Source organism: Actinomycetota bacterium (assembly GCA_035540895.1).
In the GTDB taxonomy this organism is placed as follows: Bacteria; Actinomycetota; JAICYB01; order JAICYB01; family JAICYB01; genus DATLFR01.
Genome location: DATLFR010000160.1, coordinates 1 through 14,621, shown reverse-complemented (window position 1 = coordinate 14,621; position 14,621 = coordinate 1). Strand labels below are relative to the sequence as shown.

General features: G+C 70.5%; 12 protein-coding genes and 1 pseudogene. 12 read left to right on the top strand and 1 reads right to left on the bottom strand.

Translation table 11 applies throughout. The features are described from left to right. From VM840_09390 to VM840_09380, 3 genes are all read left to right on the top strand, one after another. The coding region (locus tag VM840_09390) for an SIS domain-containing protein (protein HVL81791.1) at positions 1-840 on the top strand (840 nt) is incomplete at its 5' end. 12 nt (positions 841-852) lie between these two features. Beyond that, positions 853-2,115, top strand: a complete 1,263-nt coding sequence (gene ahcY, locus VM840_09385; protein HVL81790.1) for an adenosylhomocysteinase — start codon at positions 853-855, stop codon at positions 2,113-2,115. A gap of 19 nt (positions 2,116-2,134) precedes the next feature. After that, entirely contained in the window at positions 2,135-4,231 is a 2,097-nt protein-coding gene (locus VM840_09380) for a cation:proton antiporter (protein ID HVL81789.1), read from the top strand. Here VM840_09380 and VM840_09375 read toward each other — a convergent pair. Further along, positions 4,228-4,839 carry a hypothetical protein gene (locus VM840_09375; protein ID HVL81788.1) on the bottom strand — a complete coding sequence of 204 codons (612 nt, stop codon included), beginning with the start codon at positions 4,837-4,839 and terminating at the stop codon, positions 4,228-4,230. The two genes, VM840_09380 and VM840_09375, sit on opposite strands and share 4 nt — an antisense overlap. 44 nt (positions 4,840-4,883) lie before the next feature. Here VM840_09375 and VM840_09370 point away from each other — a divergent pair, with 44 nt between their 5' ends. From VM840_09370 to fsa, 9 genes and pseudogenes are all read left to right on the top strand, one after another. Continuing rightward, positions 4,884-5,615, top strand: coding sequence for a double zinc ribbon domain-containing protein (locus tag VM840_09370; GenBank protein HVL81787.1), 732 nt, complete (start codon positions 4,884-4,886; stop codon positions 5,613-5,615). After that, positions 5,612-6,160 carry a ribosome-associated translation inhibitor RaiA gene (gene raiA / locus VM840_09365; GenBank protein HVL81786.1) on the top strand — a complete coding sequence of 183 codons (549 nt, stop codon included), beginning with the start codon at positions 5,612-5,614 and terminating at the stop codon, positions 6,158-6,160. The genes VM840_09370 and raiA overlap by 4 nt, the downstream gene beginning before the upstream one ends. Positions 6,161-6,188: 28 nt before the next feature. Further along, on the top strand, positions 6,189-6,896 hold the full coding sequence (locus VM840_09360) for a response regulator transcription factor (protein HVL81785.1): 708 nt from the start codon (positions 6,189-6,191) through the stop codon (positions 6,894-6,896). 26 nt (positions 6,897-6,922) lie between these two features. Beyond that, entirely contained in the window at positions 6,923-9,655 is a 2,733-nt protein-coding gene (gene secA, locus VM840_09355) for a preprotein translocase subunit SecA (GenBank protein HVL81784.1), read from the top strand. A 48-nt stretch (positions 9,656-9,703) separates the two neighbouring features. After that, positions 9,704-10,768, top strand: a pseudogene (prfB, locus tag VM840_09350) (peptide chain release factor 2). Between the two features lie 30 nt (positions 10,769-10,798). Then, a complete protein-coding gene (locus VM840_09345; GenBank protein HVL81783.1) occupies positions 10,799-11,593 on the top strand; it encodes a metallophosphoesterase in 795 nt (264 codons plus the stop codon). Then, positions 11,590-12,888, top strand: coding sequence for a 2,3-diphosphoglycerate synthetase (locus VM840_09340; GenBank protein ID HVL81782.1), 1,299 nt, complete (start codon positions 11,590-11,592; stop codon positions 12,886-12,888). The genes VM840_09345 and VM840_09340 overlap by 4 nt, the downstream gene beginning before the upstream one ends. A gap of 10 nt (positions 12,889-12,898) precedes the next feature. Continuing rightward, positions 12,899-13,894 carry a hypothetical protein gene (locus tag VM840_09335; protein HVL81781.1) on the top strand — a complete coding sequence of 332 codons (996 nt, stop codon included), beginning with the start codon at positions 12,899-12,901 and terminating at the stop codon, positions 13,892-13,894. A gap of 17 nt (positions 13,895-13,911) precedes the next feature. Then, on the top strand, positions 13,912-14,577 hold the full coding sequence (gene fsa / locus VM840_09330; GenBank protein ID HVL81780.1) for a fructose-6-phosphate aldolase: 666 nt from the start codon (positions 13,912-13,914) through the stop codon (positions 14,575-14,577). Positions 14,578-14,621: the final 44 nt, after the last annotated feature.

The window sequence follows — 14,621 nt, the reverse complement described above, 5'->3', positions numbered from 1 at the left end:
GCCGCGCACCACTCCTACGGTGTGCCGGCCTGGTGCGGTCGGGAGACGCACGTCGTCGTCTCGAGCTACTCCGGGTCCACCGCGGAGACGCTCTCGGCGCTGCGCGCGGCCGTGGAGTCGGGCGCGTCCGGTTGCGCCGTCGCCTCGGGAGGGCCGCTCCTCGAGGAAGCCGAGGGGGCCGGGTGGGCCACGCTGCGGGTGCCGGGCGGCGCCATGCCCCGGTACGCGATCGGGCACCTGACCGTGGGCGCGCTGCTCCCGCTGGGCGCCGGGCCGCACCACTTCGTCGACCGACTGGACGTGGGGGCTTCGGTCGGCTCCCTGCGCGAGCGCGTTACCGAGTGGGGGCCGGACGTGCCCGGCGCCGAGAACCTGGCGAAGGACATCGCCCGGCGCCTCCAGGGAGCCCTGCCGGTCGTGTGGGGGGGTCCGGGGGTGACCGGCGTAGCCGCGGCCCGGTGGAGGTCGGACCTCAACGAGAACGCGAAGGTGCTCGCGCACTCGGCGGTCCTGCCCGAGCTCGACCACAACGAGATAGTGGGTCTCGGCCCGGACGGGAGCGCCGGGCGCCCCGACGTGCCGATCGTCCTCGTCTGCCTCCGCGACGTCGACGAGGACCCCCGGGTCTCCGAGCGCTTCGCCGCGACGCTCGAGGAGGTGCGCGCGGGCGTGAGCGACGTGGTGGAGGTCCGGCCCCGCGGCGCCGGTCCGCTCGAGCGCTTCTTCGACCTGGCTATGCTGAGCGGGTACGTGTCGGTCTACCTCGCGCTGGCGCGAGGTGTTGACCCGACCACCATCTCATCGATCGACCGGCTCAAGCAGAGCTTGAGCGGATCCTGACAGGAGGAGACCATGGATCACCACGTCGCCGATCTATCGCTGGCCGAGGAGGGCCGCCTGCGCATCGAGTGGGCGGGCAGCCACATGCCGGTCGTACGCTCGCTCGCCCAGCGGTTCGAGAGCGAGCGCACCTTCGAGGGCGTGACCGTGGGCTGCTGCCTCCACGTGACCACCGAGACCGCGAACCTGATCCGGGCGCTCCGCGCGGGGGGAGCCGACGTCTCCCTCTGCGCGTCGAACCCGCTCTCGACGCAGGACGACGTGGCGGCCGCGCTCGCAGACGAGGGCGTGGCCGTCTACGCCGTGCGCGGCGAGGACAACGACACGTACTACCAGCACATCGAGGAGGTCCTCGACCGCCGTCCCTCGTTCACGATCGACGACGGCGCCGACCTCGTCAGCGCGCTGCACGTGAAGCGCCCCGACCAGGCCCGCGAGACGGTCGCGGGAGCCGAGGAGACGACCACCGGGGTGATCCGCCTGCGGCAGATGGCCCGGGAGGGCAAGCTGCTCTACCCGATCGTCGCGATCAACGACACCCCGACGAAGCACCTGTTCGACAACCGGTTCGGCACCGGCCAGTCGGCGATCGACGGCGTCGTCCGGGCCACGAACGTGCTGCTGGCGGGCCGGACCGTCGTGGTGTCGGGGTTCGGCGACTGCGGACGGGGGGTCGCGTCACGGGCGCGCGGGATGGGAGCGCGCGTGGTCGTGACCGAGATCGACGAGATCCGCGCGCTCGAGGCAGTGATGGAGGGGTACGAGGTGATGCCCATGGCCGACGCCGCGCGCACGGGGGACATCTTCATCACGGTCACCGGCGACCGCGACGTGATCCGCACGGAGCACGCTGAGGCCATGAAGGACGGGGCCATCCTCGCCAACGCGGGCCATTTCGACCTCGAGATCGACGTGAAGGGCCTCCGCAAGATGGCGACCGCCACCCGGCGGTTCCGCCGCGACGTCGAGGAGCTCACGCTCGGGGACGGCCGCCGGGTCTACCTCCTGGCGGACGGACGGCTCGTCAACCTCGGCGCCGCCGAGGGCCACCCGGCCGCCGTCATGGACATGTCCTTCGCCGGGCAGGCCATGTCGCTCGCCTGGCTCGTCCGGCTGCACAAGGAAGGAGCGCTCCCGAGCCCGTCGGTCCTGGAGGTCCCGGCGGACGTCGACCGCGAGATCGCCAGCCTCAAGCTCGAGACGATGGGTGTGCGCATAGACGAGCTCACGCCGGAGCAGGAGGCCTACCTCAACTCCTGGGAGACCGGCACCTAGGGGCGCACTCGCTCCACCCATGGCCATCGGGCTGCCGTCCCTCCCGCTGACCCAGGCGGGCTGGGTCTTCGGCATCCTCATCGCGATCATCCTGCTCGTCCCACCGCTCACCGAGCGGGCTCGGGTGCCGTCCATAGTCGGTCTGATCCTGGCCGGGATGGTGGTCGGCCCCCACGTCGCCGGTCTCCTCGAGAGGCACGGCGCGATAGAGCTGCTGGGGACGGTGGGCCTGCTCTACCTCGTGTTCGTGGCCGGCCTCGAGCTCGACCTGGAGGACTTCGCGCAGCGGCGCCGCGCCTCCGTGACGCTCGGCGTGTTGTCCTTCGCGATCCCGATGGCCATCGGCGCCCCGATCTTCCTCCTGATGGGGTTCGAGCCCGTGGCGGGGGTGCTCCTCGCGTCGTGCTGGGCCTCCCACACGCTGCTCACCTACCCGGTCTTCCGCCGGTTCGGGACGTTCGCGAACCGCGCGGTCGCGACGACGGTGGGGGCGACGATCATCACCGACACGGCAGCGCTGCTGGTCCTAGCCATCGCGGTCAGCGCCCACCGGGGCTCGCTCGGCCCCGCGTTCTGGCTCACCCTGATCCCGGCGATGGGCGTGTTCCTCGCCGCCACCCTCTGGGGGCTGCCCCGTCTGGCCCGATACTTCTTCTCCGGACCCGGGCAACCCCTGCACCTGCGCTTCTTGTTCGCGCTGCTCGCCCTCTTCGCGTCGGCGGCCGCCGCCGAGGTCGCGGGGATCGAGGGTATCGTCGGCGCCTTCCTGGCCGGCCTGGCCCTGAACCGCCTCATCCCCAACGGTGGGGAGCTGATGGAGCGGATCGAGTTCCTGGGCTCGACCCTGCTGATACCGCTCTTCCTCGTCTCGGTCGGGATGCTCGTAGACCCACGCGGGGTGGCCCGGGTGGAGACGCTGGTGACGGCCGGCGCCTTCACCGCCGTGGCGCTGTTCGGGAAGTTCGCCGCCGCCTTCGTCGCCGGGAAGCTCTTCCGGTTCGGCCGGTCCGAGATAGGGGCGGCCTTCGCCCTCTCTGGGGCGCAGGCCGCTGCCACCCTGGCCGCGGTGATCGTCGGGTTCCAGGCCGAGATCCTGGACCAGGACGTCGTCAACGCCGTCGTCATCGTGATCCTGGCCACCTGCCTCGTCTCCTCAGGGGCCGCCAACCGCTACGCGCCGCGCCTCCCGCGGCCCGGGGTGCGCTGGTCGCTCGGACGTACGGTCGTGACGCTGGTCGACCCGCGCGGCCCATCCGAGGGGGTGCTCAGGCTGGCCGCGACCCTGGCGCGGTCCGACGCCGGGATCGTGATGCCTGTCTCGATCGTCCCTCCCGAGGCAGGCGACGACGAGGTGGCCCAGGCGCGAGAACGCAACACTTCGGCGGTCCAGACGGGCATGTCGCACGGGGCCGAGAGCCGGGGCCTCGTCCGGATCGACCTGTCCCAGGCCAGCGGGGTGCGCCACACGATCCTCGAGTACGACGGCACGCTGGTGGTGCTGGGGTGGCGAGGTCACGGAGGCCGGCGCGAGTCGCTGCTCGGGGGGGTCCTGCTGTTCGGGGCGGTGATCGATGCGGTCCTGGCGGAGGCGGAGGTCCCGGTCGTCGTGGCGCGCACCACCGAGAGCGACTGGGACAGGATCCTCCTGGTCGTGGGCGAGTCCGACGTGGTGCCCGCCGCCCGCCCGACCCTCGGCGTCGCGGTGGACCTGGCCAAGCGTCTCGCCGGGGAGACCGGCTCCCCGATCGTCGTGGCCGGACAGAGCGCCGACGATCCCGAGGTGGGCGGGATGCTGGGCGACCAGTCGCGAGAGACAATCGTCGACAGGCGCAAGACGTCGCTGATGCTCCACGAGCACGCCCGGCCGACCGACGTGGTCGTCGTCCCGGTCGCGCCGGCCCGGGCGCGCGTGCGCGGAGCCACGACCCGCATCGCCCGTGCGGCGGAGCGGAGCCACATCCTGTTCGTCTTCGACACGGCGGCGACCGCGCAGGTGACGGACGCGCGGATGTCGCACACGGAGCTGCTCGGCGAGCCGGCCATCGGCTCCTTCGACGAGCCGGACCTCCCGACGGCCGTCGAGAGGGCCGCCCCGGACCGGGAGGGCGGTCCCTAGCCGGGCGGAGGGGTCCCCGGGTCCGGCGGGGACGGCGCGGGGTTCGCTCCCGAGGCCGGCACGCGGGCCACCTCCACTCCCTGAGGGTCCAGGAAGCGCGCCTCGATGGCCGTCCGAGAGCCGGGCGCGACCACCAGGTAGGCATCACCGGTGCGGTCCGACCGCCCCGACGTGCCATCGGCCCAGAGGATCTCGACCACGGCGATGTCGGGGTGCGAGAGCTCTCCGAACGCGGCTGTCCACGCCGGCTGCCCATCGGAGGCGGGAGCGGAGGCGAGCAGCAGGGAGCCCACGACGATGTCGGACGGGTCCGACTCCTCGACCGCGCGGCGGACCACCCGCCACCCCCGGCCGGTGTCGGCGACGAACGAGAGCGACAGGTACGTCCGGCCGCCCCGCCGGGTGCGCACGAGCACGTGCCGGCCCTCTCCCCACTCCCGGTCGGTCAGGACCCTGGCCGCGGCTCCGCTCTCGGACTCGTAGCGCGTCGCCGCCTCGGTCGGGGTGGCCGCGCCGAGGGGCCGCAGGGCCAGGAAGGCGAGCGCGACCGCCGTGACGACGAGGGCGGTCGCGGCTACGAGGACGGTCTGACGGCGGCCGGTGGACACGGCCACGACCATAGCGCGTCGGGGGTCCGACGTAGCCTGGACAGATGATCCGGTCGATCGTCCACCTCGTGGCTCCCATCAGGTGCGTCGCATGCCGGGTCGCCTCCGACGGGGAGCTGTGCGGTCCGTGCGCGGAGGAGCTCGAGCCCGTCCGGACCCCCATCTGCCTGCGGTGCGGGCTCCCCTCTCCCAAGGGGGGGTTCCCCGACTGCCGGGCCTGCCGTGGGATCGGGGGGTTCCGCTCCGCGCGCAGCCTCCTGCTGTACACCCCGCACGCGGGGAGGCTGGCGCTGACGATGAAGCGCCGCGGGCGCCCCGCTCTCGCCGCGCAGATCGGGCGGATGCTGGCCGACCTGGCGTCCGCCTACGGGCTGGGCGGGTCCGAGCCGACCGTGGTGTTCGTGCCGGGCGGGCGGGAGTCCGACCGCCGCGGGTTCGACCACGCCGAGCTGATCGCGCGAGCGGTCGGGCAAACCCTCGGCGCGCCCGTCACCGGCTGGCTCCGAAGGGCGTCCTCGGGGCGGCGGCAGTCCGAGGTGCCCCTGCACATGCGGCGCAGCAACGCAGCGGGCCGGTTCTCCGCGCGGCGTGCCCGGGGCACCGTCCTGCTGGTCGACGACGTGTTCACGACCGGCGCGACGATCGAGGCGTGCTCCCTCGCGCTCGTGGGGGCCGGGGCGGACGCGGTCGACGTCGTCACGTTCGCGCGCACCCCCCGCCTCAGGGCGCTCGGGCCCGGAGGGGCCTCCCGACCGGTGGATATACTCACCGGGTGAACGTCATCCTCCATGGCCGGGGCGTCGACCTCAACGACCGCCTCCGGGGGTACGCCACCGAGAAGTTCACCCGCGTGCAGCGCTTCTTCGAGCGGATCACGAAGATGGAGGTCGAGCTCTCCCAGGAGCGCAACCCCCGCGTGAAGGACCGCCACCGGGTCGAGGTCACCGTCTCCACGCCGGGGGAGACGCTGAGGGCGCACGGGGCGGCGGGCGACTACTTCGCGGCGATCGACCAAGCGGTGGACCGCCTCGAGATCCAGGTGAAGAAGCACAAGGAGAGGCGCAAGCAGCACGCCTCCCGGACTCCCACCGACACCCGGCCGCCGCTAACCGACGACGATCGGGACCCGGGCACGGACGGTCCACGGATCGTCCGCGGTGAGCCCGCCAACGTGAAGCCGATGACGCCCGAGGAGGCGATCATGGAGCTGGAGGAGGCGGGCCTGCAGTTCCTCCTGTTCATGAGCGCCGAGACGATGCGTTGCGCCGTCGTCTATCGTCGGTCGAGCGGCGACTACGGGCTCATCGAGCATCCCGGCTAGCCGGGAGGCAGGAAGGAAGGCGCACCAGATGGCGGAGGCGGCGGAGACGAACGGCGGACGCGACGTGATCCGTGTCCTGATCGCGGACGACCAGGCGCTGTTCCGCCAGGCCATCAAGACCGTCCTGAACGCGGAGCCCGACCTCGACCTCGTCGCCGAGGCTTCGGACGGTGAGGAGGCGGTCGCGCTCGCCGAGGAGCACGTCCCGGACGTGGTCCTGATGGACGTGCGGATGCCCAAGCTGAGCGGGATAGACGCTGCCGCGCGGCTGAAGGACGCGCTCCCGACGACGAGGATCGTGATGCTGACCGTGTCCGACGAGGAGGAGGACCTGTTCGACGCGATCAAAGCCGGCGCGTCGGGGTACCTCCTGAAGGACATCGACCCCGGCGTGGTGGCGGAGACCGTCCGGCACATCCACTCCGGACAGTCGATGCTCTCCCCGTCGATGGCGTCGAAGCTGCTGACCGAGTTCGCGACGATCAGCAAGCGGACCGACGACCGTCCCTACCACCCACGCCTCACGGACCGCGAGATGGAGGTCCTGCGCCACGTCGCCCAGGGCCTGACGAACCGGGAGATCGGCAAGCAGCTGCACATCTCGGAGAACACGGTCAAGAACCACATCCGCAACATCCTCGAGAAGCTGCACCTCAACTCCCGCATGGAAGCCGTGATCTACGCGGTCCGGGAGAAGCTGCTCGACCTCGAGACCGACATCGACCCGGACCGGTAGGTCCGCCGGGGTAGCATGGGGCCCGCATGAGCATCGTCACGCGTGTCCTCACCGCGGGCCAGAAGCGCAAGATAAAGCGCCTTCACGGGGTGGTCGACCTCGTCAACGGCCACGAGCCCGAGATCGAGGCGCTGTCCGACGACGGGCTGCGCGCGAAGACGGCCGAGTTCCGCCAGCGCCTCGAGAACGGGGAGCACCTCGACGACCTTCTCCCGGAGGCCTTCGCCGTCGTGCGCGAGGGCAGCCGGCGGACCGTCGGCATGCGCCACTTCGACGTCCAGATGATCGGTGGGGCGATCCTGCACCGCGGGGCGATCGCCGAGATGCGGACCGGAGAGGGCAAGACCCTGGTCGCCACGCTCCCCGCCTACCTGAACGCGCTCACCGGCGAGGGGGTGCACGTCGTAACCGTCAACGACTACCTGGCCCGCCGCGACGCGGAGTGGATGGGGCAGATCTACCGGTTCCTCGGTCTGAAGGTGGGCTCGATACAGAGCCAGATGCACCCGTCCGAGCGCCGCCCCATCTACCAGGGCGACATCATCTACGGCACCAACTCCGAGTTCGGGTTCGACTACCTGCGCGACAACATGTACGACTCGCCCGACCTGCTCGTGCAGAGGGGCCACCACTTCGCGATCGTCGACGAGGTCGACTCGATCCTCATCGACGAGGCCCGCACACCGCTGATCATCTCGGGGGCGGCCGAGGAGTCGGCGAAGGCGTACTACCAGTTCGCGAACATCGCGCGCCGCCTGATGAAGGAGCGCGACTACGAGGTGGACGAGGCCAAGCGCACCATCTCGGTCACCGAGGAGGGCGTGCATCGCGTCGAGGAGATGCTGAGCGTCCCGAACCTCTACGACGAGATCAACAACCAGTACATCCACTACCTCAACGCCTCGATCAAGGCGAAGGAGCTGTACAAGCGCGACCGGGAGTACGTCGTGGAGGGCGGCGAGGTCGTCATCGTCGACGAGTTCACCGGACGCAAGCAGCCCGGCCGTCGCTGGTCGGACGGGATCCACCAGGCCGTGGAGGCCAAGGAGGGGGTCCGGATCCGTGAGGAGCACCAGACGCTGGCCACCATCACGATCCAGAACTACTTCCGCATGTACAGCAAGCTGTCCGGGATGACCGGGACGGCCATGACGGAGGCCACCGAGTTCGACAACATCTACAAGCTCGAGGTCTACGAGGTCCCGACGAACCGTCCCATGGTCCGCCTCGACCACCAGGACGTGATCTACAAGACCGAGGACGCGAAGTGGAACGCGCTCGTGGAGGACATCAGGGAGCGACACGCCAAGGGCCAGCCGGTCCTCGTCGGGACGACGTCGGTGGAGAAGAACGAGAAGCTGTCCCGCCTGCTCGACCGACAGGGCATACCGCACGAGGTGCTGAACGCCAAGAACCACCAGCGCGAGGGGGAGATCATCGCGCAGGCGGGACGGGTGGGACAGGTGACGGTGGCCACGAACATGGCCGGGCGCGGGGTGGACATCATCCTGGGCGGGTCGACCGAGCTCGCCGGCCGCACAGAGGCCCTGGCGCAGGGACTCGTCCCAGAGACGGAGGCGTTCGACCGCTTCGTCCACGACTACCAGGAGAGCAAGCGGGCACAGTGGGAGCAGGACCGCGCGAAGGTCCTCGAGTTCGGTGGCCTGTACGTCCTCGGGAGCGAGCGCCACGAGTCGCGCCGTATCGACAACCAGCTGCGGGGGAGGTCCGGGCGCCAGGGCGACCCCGGTGAGTCGAAGTTCTACCTGTCGCTCGAGGACGACCTGATGCAGCGCTTCGCCGCCGACCGGGTCGGGGCGATCATGGACCGGCTCAACGTCCCGGAGGACATGCCGATCGAGGCGAAGATGGTAAGCAAGGCCATCCAGCGCGCCCAGCGGCAGATCGAGCAGCAGAACTTCGAGATCCGCAAGAACGTCCTCAAGTACGACGAGGTCCTGAACACCCAGCGGCAGGTCGTCTACGCCGAGCGCCGCAAGCTCCTAGAGGGAGAGGACTTCTCCGAGCAGGCCATCGATTTCGTCGAGAACGTCGTCACATCGATCGTCGACACCTACTGTCCGCCGTCCGATTACGAGGAGGACTGGGACCTCGAAGGTCTCATCACCGCGCTGACCGAGGTCTACCCGACGCAGCGCACGGTCGAGAAGCTCAGCGACGTGAGCCATGCGGAGCTGTTGGAGGACATCCTCGGCGAGGTGCACGAGGCCTACCTGGCGAAGGAGGCCGACCTCGGTCCGGAGTCGATGCGTCGGGCGGAGCGGGTCGTCCTCCTCCATGTGATCGACACCGCCTGGAGGGAGCACCTGCAGGAGATGGACTACCTGCAGGAGGGGATCGGCCTCCGCGCGATGGGACAGCGCGACCCCCTCGTGGAGTACCAGCGGGAGGGCTTCAACCTGTTCCAGGGCTTCCTCTCGAGGATCCAGGAGGACTTCGCCCGCTACATCTTCCACGTCCAGAAGGCGGCCGAGGCCGGCGAGCAGCAGCAGCAGGTCACGCCCGGACGGGCGGCGAGGTTCCAGTACACGGCTCCCGCCAAGACGTCGGAGGGGGCCGCTCGCCAGGCGGCCGCGCAGCAGCAGCAGGGCGCAGCCGCCGCGCAGGGGGCCCCACCGCAGGCGGGGGAGCCGGAGTACGCGACCGTCCGCAAGGACGAGCCGAAGGTCGGCCGCAACGACCCCTGCCCCTGCGGGTCCGGCCGCAAGTACAAGAGGTGCCACGGGGCGGGGGTGTAGTCATGCAGGACCGCGGACCGGAGCTGAAGGAGCTGGGCGTGCGCCTGCGCGAGCTCGGGGGGTTCCTTTGACCTCGACACCGCCGAACGACGCCTGAGCGAGCTCCGCGCGGAGAGCGAGAGGCCCGACCTGTGGTCGGACCCGGACCGCGCGCAGGTGGTGACGCGTGAGCTGTCCCAGCTGACCGGGACCGTCGACGGGTATCGGCGCCTGCTCGCACTGGCCGACGATCTGGTCGCGGCGAACGAGATGGCCGTGGAAGCGGCCGATCCGGAGCTGGAGTCCGAGGTGACCGAGGGCCTCGCCGAGCTGGTGCGCGAGATCGCGCGCCTCGAGGTCCAGACCCTGTTCTCCGGCGAGTTGGACGACCGCCCGGCCATCCTGTCCGTCAACGCGGGCGCGGGAGGCACGGACGCGCAGGACTGGACGGAGATGCTTCTGCGCATGTACCTGCGCTGGGCGGAGCAGAACGGATTCCAGGCCGCGGTCACCGAGGCGCTAGCGGGTGAGGAGGCCGGCGTGAAGTCGGCCACCATCGAGGTGCGGGGCCCCCACGCGTACGGGTGGCTCGGGTCCGAGCACGGGGTCCACCGACTCGTCCGGCTCTCGCCGTTCGACTCGGCGCACAGGCGTCACACGGCGTTCGCGTCGGTGGATGTCGTCCCCGAGCTCGAGGAGGAGTCGATCGAGATCGAGATCCCGGACGAGGAGCTGCGCATCGACACGTTCCGGGCCGGGGGTCCGGGAGGCCAGTACGTGAACACGACCGACTCGGCCGTCCGGATCACCCACCTGCCGACCGGGCTCGTCACCACCTGCCAGTCGGAGCGGTCGCAGCTCTCGAACAAGATCGTCGCGATGAAGCACATGAAGGTGAAGCTCCTCGAGCGCCGGAGGCAGGAGCGGGAGGCCGAGATGGCCCAGCTGCGCGGGGAGCAGCGCAAGATCGACTTCGGCTCCCAGATCCGGTCCTACGTCCTGCACCCGTACCAGATGGTGAAGGACCACCGGACGGGAGCGGAGACGTCCAGCGTGGACCGGGTGCTGGACGGCGACCTCACCGACCTCATGACCTCGTGGCTGCAGTGGCGGGCCCGGGGCGACGAGGGATAGGTCGACGCGGTCGGCGGGTAAGGTACCGGCGTGGACCTCACCATCGCCCACATCTCCGACATGCACGCCGGCTCGCCCCGGTTCGTACCGGAGCTGATGGAGCGGGCCATCGACGAGATCAACGCCGCCGAGCCCGACCTGCTCATCGGGACGGGAGACTTCACGACCGCCGGGTACCTCCGCGAGTACGAGGTCGCGCTCGGCTACCTGGAGCGGATCCGCTGCGGACGGTCCCTGTACGTGCCGGGCAACCACGACTCGCGCAACGTGGGGTACCGGATCTTCGAGGACCTGATGGGCAGCCGGTTCGGCGTCCTGCGCAGCGGCGGCGTGACCGTCCTCGGGCTGGACTCCTCGGAGCCCGACATCGACGGCGGGATCGTAGGCCGGGAGTGGTACGGCTGGATCAAGGAGAACCTGGCGTCGGACGCGCGACTCCGCATCTGCGCGCTGCACCACCACCTGCTCCCCGTCCCCGGCACCGGGCGGGACCCGTCGGTCGCCTACGACGCGGGAGACGTCCTGGAGGTCCTGGTCGCCTCGGGGGCCGACCTGGTCCTCACCGGCCACAAGCACGTCCCGTGGGTATGGCGCCTGGAGGGGCTGTACGTCTCGACCGCCGGGACCGTCTCGACGACGCAGCTGCGCGGGCTCACCCAGCCCTGCTACAGCCTGATCCGCGTCACGGGGGACCGGGTCCGGATCGACCGCTGCACACCCGGGGGCGACGCCTTCACGGTCGCGGACTGGTGCCTCAGCTCGAGGGCCGAGCACAGCCGCCAGATGGACGCGGTGCTCGAGGCGGTCGAGCCCGTCCGTCGATGAGGATCGTCGCTCTCATCGACGGCGAGCACTACCCGCCGCTGGTGCGGTCGGTCCTGCAGGACGTCGCCTCGGGCGGTGACGAGGTCGTGGCCGCGGTCTTCCTGGGCGGCTCGGAGAAGGTCGGTGGGGGAGACCCGACGGACGCGTACGGCGTCCGCACCCTGACCGGGGAGCCGACGGAGGCGCTGCGTTCCGTCCTCGAGGAGCTGCGTCCGGACCGCGTGCTCGACCTGTCCGACGAGCCCGTCGTCACCCCGGCGTCGAGGTTCCGGCTCGCCACCGTCGCGCTGATGCAGGGCGTGCCCTACGTGGGGTCCGACTTCGAGCTCCGTCCGGCCCGGCAGGAGCCGGTCCTGACGAAGCCGGCCATCCGCGTGATCGCGACCGGGAAGCGCACAGGCAAGACCGCCGTCGCAGGCGCTCTCGCCCGGCACGCGGTCTCCCGCGGGCGCCGGCCGGCGATCGTGGCCATGGGCCGGGGGGGCCCCCACCCCCCGGAGGTCATCGAGGCGGGGCGGGCGATGACGGCCCGCGACCTCATCGCGCTGGCCGACGCCGGACGGCACGCCGCGAGCGACTACATCGAGGACGCGATCACATCGCGGGTGACGACCATCGGCTGTCGTCGGGTCGGGGGCGGCATGGCGGGGGACGTGTTCGCGTCGAACGTGATCGACGGCGCCCGGATCGCCGAGGGCAGGGACGAGGACCTGGTGATCCTGGAGGGGTCGGGTGCGTCGGTCCCCCCGGTCGCCGCGCACGCCGGGCTGATCTGCGTCCCCGCCGGCGCCGGACCCGACGCCCTCCGGCTCTACCTCGGACCGTACCGACTATTGCTGGCCGACCTGGCCGTTGTTACTATGGCTGAGGGTCCCGGCACTGCCGAACCCATCCTCCGCGCCGTTCACGACGTAGCCCCACAGGTCGAGGCCCTCCCTGCGGTTCTCCGACCGAAACCGCTCGAGGACGTGGCGGGAGCGAGGGTCTTCTTCTGCAGCACGGCTCCCCCCGGGGTATCCGACACCTTGCGCCGTCATCTCGAGGCGACGCATGGATGCGAGGTGGTAGGTGTGAGTCACGCGCTGGCCGACCGGTCCGTGCTCCGGCGCGAGCTCGATGAGGCTCCCGGGTACGACGTCCTGCTCACCGAGTTGAAGGCCGGGGCGATCGAGGTCGCCGCAAGGGCTGCGGACGCCCGCGGCCGCAGGATCGTCTTCGCCGACAACGAGCTGGTCGGTGAGGGTATCGAAGCCGCGTTCGACCGGCTCATCGGCCTCGCCGTAGAGCGGGCCTGAAGGGAACGACATGCCGCAGCCAGCGCCGAAGGGGCGCCGGACCAAGAACGATCCCCGCGCGCGCCGCCGCACCGAAGCGCCGCGCCACATAGTCGTCTCGGACCGAGCCGGGCTCCCGTACTCGAAGGGGCTCATGGCGTCGTCGATCATGGCGACCGGCATCTCACCGTCCCGGGCCTACCAGGTCGCGGAGCGCATCGAGCGGGAGCTGCTCGAAGCGGAGCGCTACGAGATAACGCGGGCCGAGCTGCGCGAGATATCCGCCGACGTGATCTCGGACATGATCGGCGAGCGCTACGCCGACACCTACCGGAAGTGGCAGACGGTGGAGGAGCTCGACCTCCCCCTGATCATCCTGATCGGCGGGGCCACCGGGGTCGGGAAGTCGACCATAGCCACCCAGCTCGCCGCGCGCCTGGGGATCACCCGGATCATCTCCACCGACGCCATCCGCGAGGTCATGAGGTCGTTGTTCAGCGAGCAGATCATGCCGACGCTGCACGTCTCGTCGTTCGAGGCGGCGCAGGCCCTCCGTCACCCCATCCCGCGGTCCGCGGACCCCGTGGTGGTCGGTTTCGAGGAGCAGGTGCGGGCGGTGTCCGTGGGGGTGCAGGCTCTGATCGAGAGATCGGTGATCGAGGGGACCGACCTGATCCTCGAGGGGGCCCACCTCGTCCCTGGGTACGTGGGCGGGGCATGGGAGGACAAGGCGGTCTACGTCCCACTCCTCATCACGGTGGAGGACGAGGACCTGCACAGGTCGCACTTCTTCCTGCGGGCCCAGGACACCAAGCTCCGCAACGTGGACCGGTACCTGACCGCGTTCGCCGATATCCGCAAGGTCCAGAAGTACATCCGCTCCCTCGCCCTGCAGAGCGGGGTGCCCGTCATCCCGTCCTACAGCCTCGACGCGACGCTGGCCACGGTGATCGACCGCGTCGTGTCTGCGGCCGTCGAACGGGTGAACAACGGGTCCGGGAGGCCGGAGAAGGAAGCATCCGGGTAGAGCACGGGAGGTCGCCTATGAAGCTGTTCCTCGACACCGCGAAGTTCTCGGAGATCCAGGAGATCAACTCCTGGGGGGTGCTCGACGGGGTCACCACCAACCCCACCCTCCTCGCGAAGGAGGCGGACGGCTCGCGGGACTGGAAGCAGATGCTGAAGGAGATCTGCGCCGAGGTCCCCGGCTCGGTCTCGGCCGAGGTCGTCTCGACGGACACGGAGGGCATGCTCCGGGAGGCGCGCGAGCGCGCCGAGATCGCCGAGAACATCTACGTGAAGTTCCCCTGCACCCCCGATGGGCTCGCCGCCTGCAAGCGCGCGCGCGCCGAGGGGATGCGCGTTAATATGACTCTGGTGTTCTCGCCGGCCCAGACCTTGCTGGCGGCCAAGGCGGGCGCCAACCTCATCTCTCCGTTCATCGGACGTATCGACGACACAGCCTCGGGCGGGATGGAGATCCTCGCCCAGTGCATCGAGGTCGTCTCCAACTACGACTACGAAGCCGAGATCCTGGCAGCGTCGCTGCGCCACCCCATGCACGTGGTGGAGGCGGCCAGGCTCGGGAGCCACATAGCGACGATGCCGTACGAGGTGTTCCGGAAGCTGGTCCAGCATCCGATGACGGATATAGGGCTGAAGCGGTTCACCGACGATTGGGAGCAAGCCAGGGAGGCATTGGGAGCATGAACCAAGGAGGAGGAGGGGGCGGCGGCCGCAGGCCCGGACAGCGG